At 62.7% G+C, this 17,769-nt stretch carries 15 protein-coding genes; 6 read left to right on the top strand and 9 right to left on the bottom strand.

Annotated elements, in window-relative coordinates; genetic code table 11:
* Position 1: 1 nt before the first annotated feature.
* From HH213_RS27420 to HH213_RS27380, 9 genes are all read right to left on the bottom strand, one after another.
* Positions 2-1,285 carry a DUF445 domain-containing protein gene (locus HH213_RS27420; protein WP_169114387.1) on the bottom strand — a complete coding sequence of 428 codons (1,284 nt, stop codon included), beginning with the start codon at positions 1,283-1,285 and terminating at the stop codon, positions 2-4.
* A 61-nt stretch (positions 1,286-1,346) separates the two neighbouring features.
* Complete coding sequence (locus tag HH213_RS27415; RefSeq protein ID WP_169114386.1) at positions 1,347-1,820, bottom strand: hypothetical protein; 474 nt, start codon at positions 1,818-1,820, stop codon at positions 1,347-1,349.
* 294 nt (positions 1,821-2,114) lie between these two features.
* On the bottom strand, positions 2,115-3,017 hold the full coding sequence (locus tag HH213_RS27410) for a response regulator transcription factor (protein WP_169114385.1): 903 nt from the start codon (positions 3,015-3,017) through the stop codon (positions 2,115-2,117).
* Positions 3,001-6,393 carry a hybrid sensor histidine kinase/response regulator gene (locus HH213_RS27405; RefSeq protein WP_169114384.1) on the bottom strand — a complete coding sequence of 1,131 codons (3,393 nt, stop codon included), beginning with the start codon at positions 6,391-6,393 and terminating at the stop codon, positions 3,001-3,003. Before HH213_RS27405 ends, HH213_RS27410 begins: the two co-directional genes overlap by 17 nt.
* 60 nt (positions 6,394-6,453) lie before the next feature.
* Positions 6,454-7,125: a flagellar brake protein gene (locus HH213_RS27400; RefSeq protein WP_169114383.1), complete on the bottom strand. Its 672-nt coding sequence runs from the start codon at positions 7,123-7,125 to the stop codon at positions 6,454-6,456.
* 205 nt (positions 7,126-7,330) lie between these two features.
* Entirely contained in the window at positions 7,331-8,080 is a 750-nt protein-coding gene (locus tag HH213_RS27395) for a pseudouridine synthase (RefSeq protein ID WP_174864439.1), read from the bottom strand.
* Positions 8,081-8,102: 22 nt separating this feature from the next.
* A complete protein-coding gene (locus HH213_RS27390; protein WP_169114382.1) occupies positions 8,103-10,670 on the bottom strand; it encodes a [protein-PII] uridylyltransferase in 2,568 nt (855 codons plus the stop codon).
* Positions 10,671-10,689: 19 nt separating this feature from the next.
* On the bottom strand, positions 10,690-11,532 hold the full coding sequence (map, locus tag HH213_RS27385; RefSeq protein ID WP_169114381.1) for a type I methionyl aminopeptidase: 843 nt from the start codon (positions 11,530-11,532) through the stop codon (positions 10,690-10,692).
* Between the two features lie 138 nt (positions 11,533-11,670).
* Complete coding sequence (locus tag HH213_RS27380; protein ID WP_169114380.1) at positions 11,671-12,432, bottom strand: MHFG family PEP-CTERM protein; 762 nt, start codon at positions 12,430-12,432, stop codon at positions 11,671-11,673.
* A 350-nt stretch (positions 12,433-12,782) separates the two neighbouring features.
* On the opposite strand from HH213_RS27380, the gene rpsB reads away from it, so the two are divergent.
* The 6 genes from rpsB (at position 12,783) to HH213_RS27350 (ending at position 17,764) form a co-directional block, all read left to right on the top strand.
* Positions 12,783-13,535, top strand: coding sequence for a 30S ribosomal protein S2 (gene rpsB, locus HH213_RS27375; RefSeq protein ID WP_110849720.1), 753 nt, complete (start codon positions 12,783-12,785; stop codon positions 13,533-13,535).
* Between the two features lie 128 nt (positions 13,536-13,663).
* The gene (gene tsf, locus HH213_RS27370; RefSeq protein ID WP_110849721.1) at positions 13,664-14,581 is read left to right on the top strand and encodes a translation elongation factor Ts; all 918 of its coding nucleotides are present in this window, start codon (positions 13,664-13,666) and stop codon (positions 14,579-14,581) included.
* A 120-nt stretch (positions 14,582-14,701) separates the two neighbouring features.
* Positions 14,702-15,418, top strand: a complete 717-nt coding sequence (gene pyrH, locus HH213_RS27365) for a UMP kinase (protein WP_110849722.1) — start codon at positions 14,702-14,704, stop codon at positions 15,416-15,418.
* A 33-nt stretch (positions 15,419-15,451) separates the two neighbouring features.
* The gene (gene frr, locus HH213_RS27360) at positions 15,452-16,012 is read left to right on the top strand and encodes a ribosome recycling factor (RefSeq protein WP_110849723.1); all 561 of its coding nucleotides are present in this window, start codon (positions 15,452-15,454) and stop codon (positions 16,010-16,012) included.
* A gap of 160 nt (positions 16,013-16,172) precedes the next feature.
* Positions 16,173-16,925, top strand: coding sequence for a polyprenyl diphosphate synthase (uppS, locus tag HH213_RS27355; protein ID WP_110849724.1), 753 nt, complete (start codon positions 16,173-16,175; stop codon positions 16,923-16,925).
* Entirely contained in the window at positions 16,925-17,764 is an 840-nt protein-coding gene (locus HH213_RS27350; RefSeq protein WP_169114379.1) for a phosphatidate cytidylyltransferase, read from the top strand. Before uppS ends, HH213_RS27350 begins: the two co-directional genes overlap by 1 nt.
* Positions 17,765-17,769 lie beyond the last annotated feature (5 nt).

Genomic DNA, 17,769 nt, shown 5'->3' with positions numbered 1-17,769 from the left:
GTCAGGGATGGAGATAACTTCCTGCCCATTCCATGATCTGGGCACTTGTATATAACACCAGGCCAATCATGCCGCCGACCAGCGTGCCGTTGACGCGGATGAATTGCAGGTCCTTGCCGATATTGAGTTCGATCTGGCGCGACATATCCTGATTGTCCCAGGCCTTGACGGTGTCGCTGATATGGCGCGTGAGGAAGCTGGAGAAGGCCGGTGCCAGCGTGCGCGCCATGCCGGCCATGTGCTGGTTGAGCGAGGCGCGCATGCCGGGATGGCGCAGCAGTTCTTCGCTGAGCCACTGGCTGGCCTGGATCACGCCGTCGTTCAGCTTCGATTCGCCGCTGGCGATATCGGCCTTGATCCAGTCACGCACGCTGCCCCACAGGTCGGCGATGTAGTTGTTGAAGGTGTCGCCGTCGCGCAGGTAGCGCTTGAAGTCTTCGCCGCGGGCGATGAAGGCCGGGTCGGATTCCAGCCGCACCAGGAAGCGCTGCACCATGTCGTCGAACTTGAGGCGCAGCTTGTGATCGCGGTCGGCTGCGATATCGAGCATCAGGTTGTTGAGCGCCCTGGCGATCATCGCCGCGCCGTTTTCGCTGATCCATTCGGTCGGCAGCACCAGCTCCATGGTGGCGTGCTCGCGTTTCAGCCAGGCGACGATCTGGCCGGCGATGGCGTCGCGCGTGGCGGGGCGGTTGATCACGCCCATTAGCGCCACCATGCCGTCGTCCAGCAGTTCCTGGTGGCGGCCGTCCTTGGTCAGCGCCGCCAGCAAAGCGCCGAGGGAGCGCGACATATCGAGCTTGCCGATGGCGGAATTCAGGGCGTCACGCAACAGTAGCTGGATGCGGGCATCGTCCACGGTGGCGAGGATTTCGGGCAGCAGTTGCAGCAGGTGGCTGGCGAGGTAGTTGCGGTTGGCCGGTTCCTTCAGCCATTCGGCGACGCTGGTAGCAGGGTCGGTGCGCAGAATGACGGCCGCCAGCGACTCGGGTTTGAGGAATTTATCTTCGACGAAGCCGGCCAGGTTGTCGGCGATGCGCTCCTTGTTGTTGGGGATGATGGCGGTGTGGCGCGAGATGAACGGAATCGGCACCTTGCGGAACAGCGCCACCACGGCGAACCAGTCGGCCAGCGCGCCGACCATGGCGGCCTCCGACACGGCGCGCAGGCCATCGGTCCACAAGCCGCGCGGCATCAGCGAAGTGACGACAAATACCGCCGCCGCCGCAGTCAGCAACGACAGCGCCAGCCGCTTGGAGCGTTTCAGTTCTTCTTCCTTGGTCATGTCCCGCTACCCCTGAGTCGATCATCAGGGCAGTGTATGCCAAAGATGCCAGGTAGCGGCGCTAGTCTGCCGCGACATCATCGGCGCCGCCGAACAGGCGCGCGATAGCGGCTTTTTGCTTCGCCCTGCAGACGTCGGCCAGCACCCACTGCTCATTACCGGGGAAGCGTAGCCAGACGGCTTTCCATGCATTGCGGTTGCCGCTGCCGTACAGGTTGGCAAAGCCCGAAGGCGTGAGTGCCAGATCGCCGGATTTGATCTCGGTGCCAGTGACGGTGGCGAAGTGGGGTTGGCCGCCAAAGCTGGCGCGTAGCCGGGTGCCATCCGGCAGATAAACCTGTTTCCATTGATAGCCTGCGTCGCTGGTGGTGCTGGTCTGCTCGCGCGCGGGGGCGGCCGGAGGATGCATGTAGCGGCGGATGGCTTCGCAGATGATGGGTTCCAGTTCCCAGCTGTTCCAGCGAATCCCCGTGAGTTCGCCCAGTTCCACCAGCAGGTCAGCCGGCAGGCGCGTGGGGAATTGAAGGGTAGACATGTGGGGGGCTCCTAAAAAGGGTTTTTACTAAAAGCTGCTAGCTCTTACTAAGCGGTGCTAGAGCACCCTAACACTTACTAAAGTTAGAGTGTCGGCACGGCTTTTTAGTTCCCGAAACGGTCCATTAGCACGAATTAGTAAAGGCTACCATCATCTAGCACGGTTTAGGCAATTTTAGTAAAGCGACCAAAAATGACACCCCCTTAGCAAGTCCTCGTGTGCGGCGGGCCAACCGGTGCAGCATTCTTGTTTCCACTGCCAGTGCCCGGTTGGCATATCGGCGTCTCGTCTTCTTCAGGAGCGTTCTATTCTTGCCAGCGCCACGGAGGCGGCGGAGGTGCGGGTCTCCACGCCCAGTTTGACGAAGACGTGTTCCAGGTGCTTGTTGATGGTGCGCGGGCTGGTGCCGAGGATGTCGCCGATGTCGCGGTTGGTCTTGCCCTTGATGACCCAGTTGAGCACTTCCGATTCGCGCTGCGTCAGCTTGAAGGAGGCCATCAGCTTTTCGATTTGCGCGGTGTCGGATTCCTCGCGCAGCACGATCATCCACTGTTCGTTTTCGCTGAACTCCGCCGCCGAGAAGATCAGGCGCCGCGCGCCGCGCGCGAGCGTCAGCGGCGGATGCGACAGGCCCTGGCTATGCGCCAGCTGGGTCGCCTGCAACCAGGCCGGCAGTTCCGCATCGACCATATAACCCTGCATCAGCGTGCGCGCCAACGGCGTTTGCCAGACCACTTTGCCGTCGCGCGGCGTCATGGCGATGACGGCGTTGCCGAAGGCGTCCAGCGCGCTGCGGGCCTGGTCGACCAGCTTCGCGGTCTGCAGGTGGGCGGCGATGCGGGCCAGTACCTCGCTGGTGCGCAGCGGCTTGGTGACGTAGTCGTTGCCGCCGGCGGCAAACGCGGTGACCACGTGTTCGGCCTCGGTCAGCCCGGTCATGAAAATCACCGGAATGTGGCGCGTGGCCAGATTGGCTTTCAGCTGGCGGCAGGTTTCAAAGCCGTCCATGCCGGGCATGATGGCGTCCAGCAGGATGATGTGCGGCTGTGCCTCGGCGGCGCGCAGCAGGGCCGCTTCGCCGTTGTTCGCCACCAGCACCGTGAAGCCCGATTCGTCCAGCGCGTCGTGCAGCACCGCCAGATTCTCCGGGACGTCGTCCACCACCAGCACAATGCCGGCGTCAGTGTTGAAGTTCATCGTTGTTGTTCTCTCTGACAAAGTCCGCCATCGCATCCAATTGGAAGCGGGCGGCAAAGTTGCGCATGGTTTGCGTGAAGTGCTGGTAGCGCGGATCGAGCGCGCCGATTTCGTCCAGCTTGTTCTGGATGCCGCGCACGTAGCCGATGCGTATCAGCTCGCGCAGCGACGTCATGACGGCGGCCGGCGGGAACACCAGCAGCGGCGGCGCGGCCGGGGCAATGGGTGCCGCTGGCGTTTGCGTGATCCACTCCAGCGACAGACGGGCGCCGATCCAGTCCAGCAGCTCGCCCACGTTGACCGGCTTGATGAAGAAGTCCTCGGCGCGGATGCCGGCCGGATTGTCCATGCCCTTGTCGAAGGCGTTGGCCGAGACGATGGCGATCGGCACCGCCGACATCTGCCTGCGGCGCAGGATGTAGCTGGCTTCCCAGCCATCCATGCCCGGCATGGCGAGGTCCATCAGGATCAGGTCCGGCTGGAAGCTGGCATACAGGTCGAGACACTCCAGCCCCGATGCGGCCTGCGCCACTTCAAAGCCCAGTGGTTGCAGGATGTTGTGCAGCAGTTCGCGGTCGACGTTTTCGTTATCGACCACCAGGATGCGGCGGCGCGGACCGCGATAGCCGCTGCGTTGCCGCGCCTCGCCGGCCAGCAGCGCGTCGCGCGCGGCGCGGCCGGACGGCGCGTGTACGCTGGGCAGGAACAGCCGCACCTGGAAGGTGCTGCCTTGCGGCGTGGTGCGGACTTTCAGTTCGCCGCCCATCAACTGCGTCAGCATGCGCGCGATTGGCAAGCCAAGACCGGTGCCGCTGGCGTTGGCCTGGGCACTGGCGCTGCCGCGCGAGAACGGTTCGAAAATGTGATCGATTTCTTCCTGCAGGATACCCGGGCCGCTGTCCTCGATTTCCACCGACGCCATCTCGCGCGCGTATTGCAGCCGCATGACAATGCCGCCATGGCTGGTGAACTTGACCGCGTTGCCGAGGATGTTGATCAGGATCTGGCCGAGCCGCTTGCGGTCGGCGCGCACGCAGGCCGGCAGCACGCCGGTCAGCTCGTAGCGGAAGCTCAGCCCCTTGTTGGCCGCCTGCAGTTCGAACATGCGCACCACCTGGCCGATAAAGTCGGGGAAATCCAGCTCCTTCATGTCGAAGTTGAATTTCCCGCCCTCGATGCGGGCGATATCCAGCGTGCCTTCGATCAGCGACAGCAGGTGCTCGCCGCTGTTGCGGATCACGCGCACGGCCTGCTGCCGGTGCGCCGGAATCGCCGGATCGTTGTCCAGCAGCTGGGCGTAGCCGAGGATGGAATTGAGCGGCGTGCGGATCTCGTGGCTGATGCCGGCAATGTAGCGGCTCTTGGCCTGATTGGCCAGGTCGGCGGCCTGCTTGGCCTGTTGCAGCTGGGCGTCGGTCTGCTGGTGCAGCTCGATCTCGCGCGTCAGCAAACCGGTCTGGCGGTTGGATTCTTCCTGCGCCACGCGGCGGCTCTCGCTGGTCAGCACCAGCCACCAGGCGACAATGCCGCTGGCCAGCAGCATCGCCGCAAAGATCTTGAAGAACACCAGCCGCAATTGCGGCAGCAACGCCTCGGAACCAGGCGGCAGCACCGACTGCTCGTGGTAGTAGATCAGCCCAAGCAGTGCGCCGAGCGACAGCACGGTGACGATCATCAGCAGCAAATAGTGTCCGAGGCCGCTGCTCAGATAGCGCCACAGCGATTGCGGCAGCAGCGCGCGCATCGCTTCCTGCCACTGCACGGCGACGCGCGCGTGCGGCTTGCAGGTGTCGTTGCAGCGCGCGTCCAGGCAGCAGCACAGCGAGCAGATCGAGCCCTGGTAGGCCGGGCAGTGCGCCATGTCTTCGGCTTCGTACTCCTTTTCGCAGATCACGCAGGTCTTGCTGTGGATGTGCTCCGGCTGGCGCGCCATGTAGTACTTGCCGCGCGTGGCGAGCGCGATCAGCGGCGACGCCACCAACGCCGTCAGCAGCGCGATGAAGGCCGAGAAGGCGTGCGCCTGCTGGCCGAACAATCCCATGAAGGCGGCGATTGACAGCGCCGACGCCAGCAGCATGGCGCCGACGCCGACCGGGTTGATGTCGTACAGGTAGGCGCGGCGGAACTCGATGCCTTTCGGGCTCAGGCCCAGCGGCTTGTTGATCACCAGGTCGGCCACCACCGCCGTGATCCACGAGATGGCGATGTTGGAGTACAGACCGAGCACCTGGTCCAGCGCCTGGAACACGTCCAGCTCCATCAGCAGCACGGCAATCAGCGCATTGAACACGGCCCACACCACGCGGCCCGGGTGGCTGTGCGTCAGCCGCGCGAAGAAGTTGGACCACGCCAGCGAGCCGGCGTAGGCGTTGGTCATATTGATTTTCACCTGCGACACCACCACCAGCAGCGCGGTGGCCGCCAGCGCCGCCTGCGGCTGCGAGAACACCAGCCCGAAGCCGACCAGGTACATATGGGTCGGATTGACCGCCTGCTCCAGCGGCACCGCCACGCTGATAGCCAGATACGCCAGCAGCGCGCCGCCCAGCATCTTGGCGATGCCCAGCACGATCCAGCCGGGACCGGCCACCAGCACGCCAAGGTGCCAGCGCAGCCGGTTCGCGCGGGTCTGCTGCGGCATGAAGCGCAGGAAGTCGACCTGCTCGCCGATCTGCGTGATCAGCGCCACGCCGACCGCGGTCGCCGCGCCGAACATCAGCACATTGAACTGGCCGTTGGCGCCATCGCGGCCGGCATAGTGCAGCAGTGCGGCCGGCAGCTCCGGGCGTTTGAGCCAGATGGCGATGAAGGGCAGGGCCATCAGCACCAGCCAGACGGGCTGCGTCAGCATCTGGATGCGGCTGATCAAGGTCACGCCGTGCGTCACCAGCGGGATCACCGCCAGCGCGCTGACCATGTAGCCGAGCCACAGCGGCATGTGGAAATACAGCTCGAGCGCATAGGCCATGATGGCTGCTTCCAGCGCAAACAGGATGAAGGTGAACGAGGCGTAGACGAACGACGAAATGGTCGAGCCGATGTAGCCGAAGCCGGCGCCGCGCGTCAGCAAGTCCATGTCGACGCCGTAGCGCGCGGCGTAGTAGCTGATCGGCAGGCCGGTCAGGAAGATGATCAGGCCGACCGCCATGATGGCCCACAGCGCGTTGATGAAGCCGTAGTTGACGCTGATGGTGCCGCCGATCGCCTCCAGCACCAGGAACGAGATGGCGCCGAAGGCGGTGTTCGAGACGCGGAACACCGACCACTTGCGGAACGCGCGCGGCGTGAAGCGCAACGCGTAATCCTCGATGGTCTCGTTGGCCACCCAAGTGTTGTAATCGCGGCGGATTTTGACGATGCGCTGTGTGGTGGTCATAAAAAAAAGCAGCTAGTGAACTAGCTGCTTTTTAAGCAAGAAACGTGCCGCCGTTAATGCTCAACGGTGGTGCTTGCTGTTCAGTTTTTCGAGCATGCGCCGCAATTCTTCTTCCATGGTCGGCGACAGGTTGGCGAACTGGCAGCCGATCTGCACCTGTTCGCCCAGCAGGAAGGAGCGGAACGTGCGCGCCAGGCGGATCTCCAGGTCGGCGATCATCACCGAATCCGGACCCAGTTCCAGCCGCACGCGCTGCAGCTTGCGGCCGACGTGCAGGCCGACCGCGTCGCGCGGCGAGGCGCGCATGCCGACGCCGCCCGCGGAAAAATCATACAACTGCAATTCATATGGCTTGCCGTTCAGTACAAACGAAGCCATGTAGTAGACGCCCAGCGGGGTTTCCAGCCGCGCCGAGGCGCGCCGGTTCAGCACCAGACACTTGAGCGGGAATTCCAGTGGAATCAGGGTCGGCTCGTTGGGTTTGGAGGCCCAGTCGGCCGAACTGAGGGTGAACTGCAACTTGGCCGAACGCATCCACACCACAAACACCGCGTCGCCCGGCGGCAGGAATTCGCCTTCGTTGAGTTCCAACACAAAATGCGGGTGTTCCGGATCGACCCACTTGATGCGCGCCATCACCACATTGGTGGCGCTTTGCGGATAGACGGACACCGGCTCGCCGCTTTCGGCCAGCAAGGTCAGGGCATCACCGATGTCATGTTCATCGGTCATGTCATGCGGCTTCGAACCCGTCGCGATTGGCTCCACAGCATCTTTTAGGGTGGGAGGCCCGCGACGGAATTCATTGGGTATAGGATCGTTCACGACGGCATATCTCTTTGGCAATGACTTCTCTAATGCGAGGTCGATCTGTGCAGTTTACAGCGGATTGCGGTTTTTGGCTTGCAAAATAGCAAGAAATTTTGTCTGCCTGTGGTCAGAAGCGTTCATCCGGGCGCAAATAACGCCACTGGCCGACCGGCAGATCACCTAGTTTCACCTTGCCGATCCGCACGCGTTTCAAACCGACAACTTTCAAGCCGACCATGTCGCACATGCGGCGGATCTGGCGCTTCTTGCCTTCGCGCAGCGTGAAGCTGAGCTGGTCGTCATTCTGCCAGCGCACCTTGGCCGGCAGCAGCGGCTTGCCGTCCATCCACAAACCGTGATTGAGTTTTTTCAGGTCGCTGTCCGGCAGCTTGCCCGGCTTGGTGTACTCGACCCGCACCAGGTATTCCTTGTCGACATCGGTATGCTCGCCGATCAGCTCCTTGGCCACGCGGCCATCCTGGGTCAGCACCAGCAGCCCGACCGAGTCGATGTCCAGGCGGCCGGCCGGCACCAGCGAGCGCAGTTGCGTCGGATGGAACAGCTCCGGCGACGGATCGTCCGGCCAGCGGTTTTCCGGCTTGATCAGCACCACCGCCGGCTGGTAGCCGTCTTCGGCCTGGCCGCTGACATAGCCCATCGGCTTGTTGATCAGCACCGTCACCCGCTTGGACTGCTCGGCCGCCGCCTGGCGCTCGACCGTCACATGCTGGCTCGGATAAATCTTGGTGCCCAGCTCGGAGATGACTTTGCCGTCAACCCGGACCCAGCCGCGCGCGATCCATTCGTCGGCCTCGCGGCGTGAGCACAGTCCCAGTTCGGACATGCGTTTGGACAGGCGGAGTAATTCTTCAGACATGGGGGACTCTTTGAAAACAGGGTTAAACTTTGATGGCGTCCAGCAGGTCGGTTTCCAGCTGGATCTGGTTGCGGGCGTTGTTCAGCGCCGGGCCGTCGATCAGGAACACGTCCTCCACCCGCTCGCCCAGGGTCATGACCTTGGCCGTGTGCAGGTTGAGCTTGTATTTGGTCAGCACATTGGCGATCGCATACAGCAGGCCGGTGCGGTCGTTGGCCGCCACCGACAGCAGGTAGTACTGGCCGCGCTCATCGGGACGCAGGTCGACCGTCGGCTGGATCGGGAAGGTGCGCGACAGGCGCGACAGCCGGCCCTTGTTCGGCGCCGGCAGCGGCTCCGGACGGGTCAGCAGGCCGCACAGCTCGTGCTCGATCAGGCTGATGATGTCGCGGTAGTTCTTGGCGAAATTCTGCTCGGTGACCAGGAAGGTGTCGAGCGCATAGCCGTGGCGCGTGGTGTGGATCTTGGCGTCGAGGATGGAGAAATTCTTGCGGTCGAAATAGCTGCAAATACGCGCGAACAGGTCCGGCTGATCCTTGATGTAGACCGCGATCTGCAAGCCTTCGCCGATCGGCGCCAGGCGGCACTTGACCACCGGCGACTCGCTGTTGAAACGCTCGTACAGCGCGCGCGTCTGCCAGGCGATGTCGGAGGCGTCGTGGCGCAGGAAATAGGCCACGTCCAGCTGCTTCCAGAACGCTTCGTGCGCGTGGGCGTCCAGGCCGTACAGGCGTAGGGTGGCGAGCGCCTCGTCCTGGCGGTTGCGCAGCTCGTTGGCGGCGCTGTGCGGTTCGCCGCCCAGCACCCGCAGCGTGATCTTGTACAGGTCTTCCAGCAGCTTGGCCTTCCAGGCGTTCCACACTTTCGGGCTGGTGCCGCGAATGTCGGCCACCGTCAGCAGGTACAGGCCGGTCAGGTGGCGCTCGTCGCCGACCAGTCTGGCAAACGCCTGGATCACATCCGGATCGGACAGATCCTGCTTCTGCGCCACCTGCGACATGGTCAGATGGTTCTCGACCAGGAACACCACCAGTTCGGTGTCCTCGTCGCTCATGCCGTGTTCCAGGCAGAACTGTTCGGCGTCGGCCATGCCCAGCTTGGAGTGGTCGCCGCCGCGGCCCTTGGCGATGTCATGGAACAGCGCCGCCAGGAACAGCACCCACGGCTTGGGGAAGTTGGCCATCAGCTGGCTGCAGAACGGGTATTCGTGCGCATGCTCGGCCATCGTGAAGCGGCGCATATTGCGCACCACCATCAGGATGTGCTGGTCCACCGTGTAGACGTGGAACAGGTCGTGCTGCATCTGGCCGACGATCTTGCGGAAGTTGGGCAGGTAGCGGCCCAGGATCGACAGGTCGTTCATGCGGCGCAGCGCGTGGATGATGCCGCGCGGCGCCTGCATGATCTGCAGGAACAGCGAGCGGTTGGCCGGATCGGCGCGGAAGGCGGCGTCGATCTGGAAACGCTCGTGCCACAGCGCGCGGGTGGTGCGCGCCGTCATGCCCTTGATCGCCGGCCGCTCGGTCATCAGCAGGAAGATTTCCAGCATGGCCGACGGCGTCTTCTCGAAGGTGTCGTCCTCGGCGATGTCGATCAGGCCGTTGACATCGTTGAAGCGGGCGTTGATCGGCGCCGCCACGCCGCCCTGCGGGAACAGCCGTTCCTCGATGTTTTGCAGCAGGATGGTGTTGAGCTGGGTGACGGTCTTGGCGGCCCAGTAGTAGCGCTGCATCAGGTACTCGCTGGCGCGGCGCATGCTGGCGCCGCTGCCGGTGGCGGTCAGGCCCAGCGACTCGGCGATCGCGGTCTGGACGTCGAACACCAGCCGGTCTTCGCGGCGGCCGGCGTGCAGGTGCAGGCGCACGCGGATGTCCTTGAAGGCGCGCTCCTTTTCCATCAGCTGGCGCGCCTCGGTCTGCGTGATCAGGCCGCTGGTGGCCAGCGTGCGCCACGAGCTGGCCAGGCCGGCCGCCTTCACCAGCCACAGGATCACCTGCAGGTCGCGCAGGCCGCCCGGGCTTTCCTTGCAGTTCGGCTCCAGGCTGAAGGCGGTGTCCTCGTACTTGGCGTGGCGCTGGTTCATCTCCAGCAGCTTGGCGTGGTAGAAGGCGCGCGGGTCCATCGCCGCGTCGTAGCGGTGCTGCAGTTCGGCGAACAGCTGCTCGTCGCCGCAGATGATGCGCGCTTCCAGCAGGCTGGTTTGCACCGTGATGTCGGCCGCCGATTCGGTCAGGCACTCATCGACCGTGCGGATGCTGTGGCCGATTTCCAGGCCCAGATCCCACAGCAGCTGCACCAGCTCTTCCAGTTTTTCCGTGGTGGCCGCGTCCGGCGCTTGCTGCAGCAGGATCAGCAGGTCGACGTCGGAATAGGGGAACAGCTCGCCGCGGCCATAGCCGCCGACGCCGACCAGCGCGGTCTGCTCCGGCAGGCCGGCCACATGCCAGGCGGTGGTCAGCACCGCGTCGACGCTCTGGCGCAGGCTGCGCAGCAGCTTTTCCGGCTTGCCGTCTTCCTTGAAGGCGGCAATGACGACCTGGCGGTCGGCCTTCAGCTGGCGCTTGAGCTGCTCGCGCAATTGGTTCCGCATCACGGCCGCGTTCACGGGATTACGCTGCCTTGGCAGGGTTGGCCGCACCCTGGCCGGCCATGCCGGTGACGAACGCCGGCGGCGGCGGGCTGCCGGCCGACAGCGTCAGCACCTCGTAACCGGTATCGGTCACCAGCAGCATGTGTTCCCACTGCGCCGACAGGCTGCGGTCCTTGGTTTTGATGGTCCAGCCGTCGCCCATTTCGCGGATTTCGCGGCGGCCGGCGTTGATCATCGGCTCGATGGTGAAGATCATGCCGGCTTCCAGCGTGACGCCGGTGCCGGGCTTGCCGTAGTGCAGCACCTGCGGCTCTTCGTGGAACACCTTGCCGATGCCGTGGCCGCAGAATTCGCGCACCACGCTGTAGCCGGCTTTCTCGGCGTGCTGCTGGATGGCGTGGCCGATGTCGCCCAGCGTGGCGCCCGGCTTGACCTGCTCGATGCCCAGCCACATGCATTCATAGGTGATGTCCGACAGGCGCTTGGCCAGGATCGACGGTTCGCCGATGAAGAACATGCGGCTGTTGTCGCCGTGGTAGCCGTCCTTGATGACGGTGATGTCGAGGTTGACCACGTCGCCGTTTTTCAGCACTTTATCGCCCGGAATGCCGTGGCAGATAACGTCGTTGACCGAGGTGCAGATGGCCTTCGGGTAGGGCGTGTAGCCTGGCGGGCTGTAATTCAGCGGCGCCGGGATCGTGCCCTGGACGTTGACCATGTACTCATGGCACAGGCGGTCCAGCTCGCCGGTGGTGACACCCGGCTTGACGAACGGGGTGATGTAGTCCAGCACTTCGGAGCCGAGGCGGCCGGCGATGCGCATGCCTTCGATATCTTCGGCGGTTTTGATGGTAATAGACATAGTGGATCGCAATCAGCTAGGTAAACGGTGAACGCGCCAGCCGCGCCGGCCGCAACGGAAGCGGGGCGCGTGGCGTGCAATATATGGAAATTATAAACGACGCCGGGGCTGGCGGTGTGGCGCCGGCAGAGGGAAGCTTCAGGTCGCAGCGTTGGCGGCGGCTTTGGCGGCCGCACTGGCGCGGCGGCGGGCCAGCCAGCCCATCATGCCCAGGCCGCTCAGCAGCATGGCCCAGGTCTCGGCTTCCGGCACTGGTGCGGCTACACTGTCGATGCCATCCGCGCCCGCGCCTCCGGGGCCGAAGCGGTGCGCCATGTCGCGGGCCCGCTGGTCGGCGTCAGCCAGAGTGGCGCCTTCGGGCACGAAATCGTCCAGGCCCAGGTCGGACATGGTGCGGGCCAGGCGGCTCGTCACGTCATCGAGATCGGGCGCGTCGGCGTCGACCAGGCTGATGTCGGAAAATTCCTGCGGTTTCTTGGGCGGCTTGGCTTGCGCCACGGCCGGCGCCAGGCGCGTGATGCGGCTGACGTTGCCGCAGATCTTGGGCACCAGGATGCAGTGTTCACCCTCGCAATACACGGCGGCCGGTTCGGCGCGCAGTTCGTCCCACTTGTTGCGGGTCACGGTGCCGCAGACCGACGCGGCGCCGAAATGCATGTCGCGGATGGTGGTGTCGTACTGGCTCTTGCCGGCGATATGGTCGCGGGTGATGCTGACGGTGTCGTCCGGCTGGCGGTCTGCCAGGCGGCGCTTGAGCGTGCTGCGCACGCTTGCCGGAATGTCGGTGTAGCGGTCGATGGCGGCAGCCGGGCTGCCGGTGTACGGATTGCGGCCAGGATGATCCCAGGAGCAACTAGGCTGAATGGCAGCCGCGAGCGCGGTAGCTAAGAGTAACGACATGATGGCGATCTTTCGAAAACGACGCTATCGCATGGGCTGGGCGCAACGAATATTAAATCATCGGAATTAATAACTGCGATGATATTACAGTTTCTGCATCTTTTGAGCATGGAAGGCGAGATTTTTTGATGTTTCGCAACATCTTGGTGCGGTCGCACACATATGGGGCAGGTGCTGTCAGAGTCAGAAATCTTGCGCAAGTGGCTGTTTTTAGGGTAGAATCTCGGGTTGCTTGAATTCGGTTTAAGCAATGTTGTTAATTTCATTTATAAACTCGAATCCGGTCAACAAGGGTGCCAGGCTTAGCCAGGTCACAGATCGGATTCCGGAACTAACCCTGGAGTAATATTATGTCCGTAACTATGCGCGAAATGCTGGAAGCCGGTGTCCACTTCGGTCACCAAACCCGTTTCTGGAACCCAAAGATGGCGCCGTTCATCTTTGGTCACCGTAACAAGATCCATATCATCAACTTGGAAAAGACGATGGGTATGTATCAAGAAGCGATGAAACACGTGAAACAGGTTGCCGCCAACCGTGGCACCATCCTGATGGTAGGCACCAAGCGTCAAGCACGCGATATCATCGCCGCTGAAGCCCAGCGCGCAGGCGTTCCTTTTGTTGACCAGCGTTGGCTGGGCGGCATGCTGACCAACTTCAAAACCATCAAAACCTCGATCAAGCGTCTGAAAGACATGGAAGCGGCGATTGCGGACGGTTCGGCTGAGAAGATGTCGAAAAAAGAAGCGCTGATGTTCCAACGCGAAATCGTCAAGCTGCAAAAATCGATCGGCGGCATCAAAGACATGGGCGGCGTTCCTGACGCTATCTTCGTCGTTGACGTTGGCTACCATAAAGGCGCCATCACCGAAGCCGCAAAACTGGGCATCCCAGTGATCGGCGTGGTCGATACCAACCACTCGCCAGAAGGCGTGCAGTACGTAATTCCAGGTAATGATGACTCGTCGAAAGCCATCACGCTGTACGCCCGCGGCGTGGCAGATGCCATCCTGGAAGGCCGTGCCGCTGCCGGTAACGAAGTAGTTGAAATGGTGAAAGCCGCAGCCGGCGACGAATTCGTCGAAGTCAGCGAACAAGCGTAAGCGTTCCTGATTGGCTGTAAGGAAAAAGGGGTGGCCAACAGCTCCCCCTTTTTTTTAACGTAAATGGTTAGAGCATCTTGCTCACCACCCCGAATACCGATTATCAGATCGAAATACAGGAGAAACACATGGCAGCTATTACCGCAGCAATGGTAGGCGAACTGCGCGCGAAAACCGACGCGCCGATGATGGAATGCAAAAAAGCACTGACCGAAGCCGAAGGCGACATGGGTCGTGCGGAAGAGATCCTGCGCGTCAAGCTGGGTGGCAAGGCTGGTAAAGCCGCCAGCCGCATCACCGCCGAAGGCGTGGTCGCGACCTACATCGCCAACGGCGTCGGCGCCCTGGTGGAAGTGAACTCGGAAACCGACTTCGTGGCGAAAAACGACGATTTCCTGAACCTGGCCAACACCGCCGCCCGTCTGGTGGCTGAAAAGAACCCGGCCGACGTGGCTGCCCTGCTGGCCCTGCCAGCTGGCGACGACGGCAAAACGCTGGACGAAGTGCGCGCTGCCCTGATCGGTAAAATCGGCGAAAACATGTCGATCCGCCGCTTCCAGCGTTTCGAAACCACCGCCAAGCTGGCCTCGTACCTGCACGGCACCCGCATCGGCGTGATGGTCGAATTCGACGGCGCCGACGAGCAAGTCGGTAAAGACGTGGCCATGCACATCGCCGCGATGAAGCCAGTGTCGCTGTCGGCTGACCAGGTTCCTGCCGAACTGATCGAAAAAGAGCGTTCGGTGGCCAAGCTGAAAGCCGACGAAGATGCAGCTGCCGCCGTGGCTGCCGGCAAACCAGTACAGCCTGCCGACATCGTCGCCAAGCGTCTGGAAGGCTCGGTCCAGAAGTACCTGAAAGAAGTATCGCTGCTGAACCAGGCTTTCGTGAAAAACGACAAGCAATCGATCGAGCAGATGCTGAAAGAAAAATCGACCACCGTCAAAGCGTTCGTGATGTACGTGGTGGGCGAGGGCATCGAGAAGAAGGTGGACGACTTCGCCGCTGAAGTGGCTGCGCAAGTAGCCGCTTCCAAAGGAGCGTAATACAGAAAACGGGCCGAGAGGCCCGTTTTTTTAAGCCCGCAGCAGTGCCCGGCGTCGGGCGAGGTATCATAGGCGCCGGCAGACTTACCCCGAACAACCAATCATTAGGAGCCCCGTCTCATGTCCAAACCAGCCTACAAGCGCGTCCTCCTCAAATTGTCCGGCGAAGCCCTGATGGGCGATGATCCTTACGGCATCAATCGCGCCACGATCGAACGGACGGTGGCCGATGTGGCCGAGGTCGCGAAACTGGGCGTGGAACTGGCGATCGTCATTGGCGGCGGCAATATCTTCCGTGGTGTGGCGCCGGGCGCCCAAGGCATGGACCGCGCCACCGCCGACTACATGGGCATGCTGGCCACCGTGATGAACGCGCTGGCCCTGGCCGACGCCATGCGCCATGTTGGTGTCACCGCGCGCGTGATGTCGGCGATCGGCATCGAGCAGGTGGTCGAGCCGTATGTGCGCCCGAAAGCGCTGCAGTACCTGGAAGAAGGCAAGGTCGTGGTGTTCGCGGCCGGCACCGGCAACCCGTTCTTCACCACCGACACCGCCGCGGCCCTGCGCGGTTCGGAAATGAGTGCCGAGATCGTGCTGAAAGCCACCAAGGTCGATGGCGTGTACACTGCCGATCCCAAGAAAGACCCCAACGCCACGCTGTACCACTCGATCAGCTTCGATGAAGCGATTGCCAAGCACTTGCAGGTCATGGACGCCACCGCCTTCGCGCTGTGCCGCGACCAGAAACTGCCGATCAAGGTGTTCTCCATCACCAAGCCGGGTGCGCTGATGCGCGTCATCATGGGCGAGGATGAGGGTACACTGGTTCACGTTTAAATTTAGATATTTCAGATATACAGGAGAGCAGCAATGTCCGCAGCTGACGTTAAAAAGAACGCCCAAGAGCGCATGACCAAATCGCTGGAAACCCTGCGTGGTGACCTGGCCAAAGTCCGTACCGGCCGTGCCCACACCGGCATCCTCGATCACGTGACGGTCGACTACTATGGTAGCCCGACCGCCATCAGCCAGGTGGCCAACCTGACCTTGGTCGACGCCCGCACCATCGGCGTGCAGCCGTTTGAAAAGAAAATGGCCGGCGCAATTGAAAAGGCCATCCGCGACGCCGACCTGGGCCTGAACCCGGCCGCGCAGGGCGACATGATCCGCGTACCGACCCCGCCGCTGACCGAAGAGCGCCGCAAGGAAATGGTCAAGCTGGCCAAAGGCGAAGCGGAAGACGCCAAAGTCGCCGTGCGCAACATCCGCCGCGATGCCAACGAAGGCTTGAAAAAGCTGGTCAAGGACAAGGCGATTTCGGAAGACGACGAGCGCCGTGGCACCGATGAAGTGCAAAAACTGACCGACAAGTTCATTGCCGATATCGACAAGATGGTTGGTGAGAAAGAAAAAGAAATCCTGACGGTATAAAACCCATCGACGCCAGCAGCGGAATCAGCACCTCGGCCGCAGGGTCGGACCCCGAGCGGGGTCCGACCCTGCACCACGCCGCCGTGCGGGTTCGGTTGACTGGCGTCTTGTCTTTTTGTCTCACACCTGCAATACTTTATACTTTGGCATCGACGTTTTCATGAAATATACGAGTTCGACTACCGAGGTTCCAGACGCACCTGCCGTGCCGCGCCATGTGGCCATCATCATGGATGGCAACGGACGCTGGGCAACCAAGCGCTTCCTGCCGCGGGTGGCCGGACACGCCAAGGGCGTGGACGCCGTGCGCACTGCCGTCGAGTCCTGCGCCCGCCGTGGCGTCGACTATCTGACCTTGTTCGCCTTCAGCTCCGAAAACTGGCGCCGCCCGGAAGAAGAAGTGTCCCTGCTGATGCGCCTGTTCGTGACGGCGCTGGAACGCGAAGTCTCCAAACTGCATACCAATAACATCCGCTTGCGCGTCGTGGGCGACCTCAGCCGCGCCGACCAGAAGCTGCAAGGCATGATCGCCGCCGCCGAGCGCAAGACCGCCGCCAACACCGGCATGACCTTGACCGTCTGCTTCAACTACGGCGGCCGCTGGGACATCATGCAGGCCGTCGCGCAGATGGTCAAAGCCCATCCGGGCGCGAGCGACTTCAGCGAAGAACAGCTGGCGCCGCACCTGGTGATGGCCTACGCGCCCGAGCCCGACCTGTTCATCCGCACCGGCGGCGAACAGCGCATTTCCAATTTCCTGCTGTGGCAGCTGGCGTATACCGAGCTGTTCTTCACCGACACGTACTGGCCGGATTTCTCCGCCGCGTGTCTTGACGAGGCGATCGCCTCCTACCAGCACCGAGAGCGGCGATTCGGCCGCACCGGCGCGCAACTGGCTGAAAAGACAAACTGATGCTGAAAACGAGGATTATTACCGCTCTGGTGTTACTGGCGGTGCTGCTGCCGGTCCTGTTCTTCAACTATTTCCCCGCGTTTGCCCTGGTGGTGACGCTGTTTGTCGGCGCCGCCGTGTGGGAAGGCGCCCGCCTGTTCGGCCTGGGCGAAAGCCGCGCGCGCGTGGCCGGCTTCATCGGCGGTGCGCTGTTCATCGCGCTGATGTACTCTGCCAAGCCGGGTGCTGTCAACGCGCTGTATGGCGTGGCCGCCTTGCTGTGGCTGATCCGCTATGCGCCGACGCTGGGCCTCGGCCTGCCGCCGCTGGCCGGCGCCGCCAACTGGTCGCTGGCGATTACCTTCACCTTTGCCGTGTTTGCCGCCTTCTTCGCGCTGGTCGGCCTGTACCTGAAATCGCCGCTGTATTTGCTGTCGGTGATGGTGCTGGTGTGGATCGCCGACATCGGCGCCTACTTCTCCGGCAAGGCCTTCGGCAAGCGCAAGCTGGCGCCTAGCATCTCCCCGGGCAAGTCGTGGGAAGGCGCGATCGGCGGCGCGATCGCGGTGCTGGTGCTGGCCTCGCTGTCAGTTATCCTGGCCAACGGCGCCGCGCCATGGCTGCAGGACACCTTCGCCTGGAAGCTGCAGGCCCGCTTCGGCTGGGTTCCGGCGCTGCTGGTGCTGCTGGTGATCGTGATCTTCTCCGTGATCGGCGACCTGTTCGAATCCCAACTCAAGCGCCGCGCCGGCATCAAGGACAGCAGCAACCTGCTGCCTGGCCACGGCGGCGTGCTGGACCGCGTGGACGCATTGATTCCGGTGCTGCCGATGGCTGCGCTGGTCACGTCCTGGCTCTGAAAGAA

Source organism: Duganella dendranthematis, from assembly GCF_012849375.1.
GTDB classification, from domain to species: domain Bacteria; phylum Pseudomonadota; class Gammaproteobacteria; order Burkholderiales; family Burkholderiaceae_D; genus Rugamonas; species Rugamonas dendranthematis.
This window is presented reverse-complemented; position numbering and strand designations above follow the sequence as displayed.

Excerpts from the sequence above, each read along its gene's own strand:
- HH213_RS27420 (WP_169114387.1), bottom strand. The coding sequence starts at position 1,285 with ATGACCAAGGAAGAAGAACTGAAACGCTCCAAGCGGCTGGCGCTGTCG.
- HH213_RS27415 (WP_169114386.1), bottom strand. The coding sequence starts at position 1,820 with ATGTCTACCCTTCAATTCCCCACGCGCCTGCCGGCTGACCTGCTGGTG.
- HH213_RS27410 (WP_169114385.1), bottom strand. The coding sequence starts at position 3,017 with ATGAACTTCAACACTGACGCCGGCATTGTGCTGGTGGTGGACGACGTC.
- HH213_RS27405 (WP_169114384.1), bottom strand. The coding sequence starts at position 6,393 with ATGACCACCACACAGCGCATCGTCAAAATCCGCCGCGATTACAACACT.
- HH213_RS27400 (WP_169114383.1), bottom strand. The coding sequence starts at position 7,125 with ATGACCGATGAACATGACATCGGTGATGCCCTGACCTTGCTGGCCGAA.
- HH213_RS27395 (WP_174864439.1), bottom strand. The coding sequence starts at position 8,080 with ATGTCTGAAGAATTACTCCGCCTGTCCAAACGCATGTCCGAACTGGGA.
- HH213_RS27390 (WP_169114382.1), bottom strand. The coding sequence starts at position 10,670 with ATGCGGAACCAATTGCGCGAGCAGCTCAAGCGCCAGCTGAAGGCCGAC.
- map (WP_169114381.1), bottom strand. The coding sequence starts at position 11,532 with ATGTCTATTACCATCAAAACCGCCGAAGATATCGAAGGCATGCGCATC.
- HH213_RS27380 (WP_169114380.1), bottom strand. The coding sequence starts at position 12,432 with ATGTCGTTACTCTTAGCTACCGCGCTCGCGGCTGCCATTCAGCCTAGT.
- rpsB (WP_110849720.1), top strand. The coding sequence starts at position 12,783 with ATGTCCGTAACTATGCGCGAAATGCTGGAAGCCGGTGTCCACTTCGGT.
- tsf (WP_110849721.1), top strand. The coding sequence starts at position 13,664 with ATGGCAGCTATTACCGCAGCAATGGTAGGCGAACTGCGCGCGAAAACC.
- pyrH (WP_110849722.1), top strand. The coding sequence starts at position 14,702 with ATGTCCAAACCAGCCTACAAGCGCGTCCTCCTCAAATTGTCCGGCGAA.
- frr (WP_110849723.1), top strand. The coding sequence starts at position 15,452 with ATGTCCGCAGCTGACGTTAAAAAGAACGCCCAAGAGCGCATGACCAAA.
- uppS (WP_110849724.1), top strand. The coding sequence starts at position 16,173 with ATGAAATATACGAGTTCGACTACCGAGGTTCCAGACGCACCTGCCGTG.
- HH213_RS27350 (WP_169114379.1), top strand. The coding sequence starts at position 16,925 with ATGCTGAAAACGAGGATTATTACCGCTCTGGTGTTACTGGCGGTGCTG.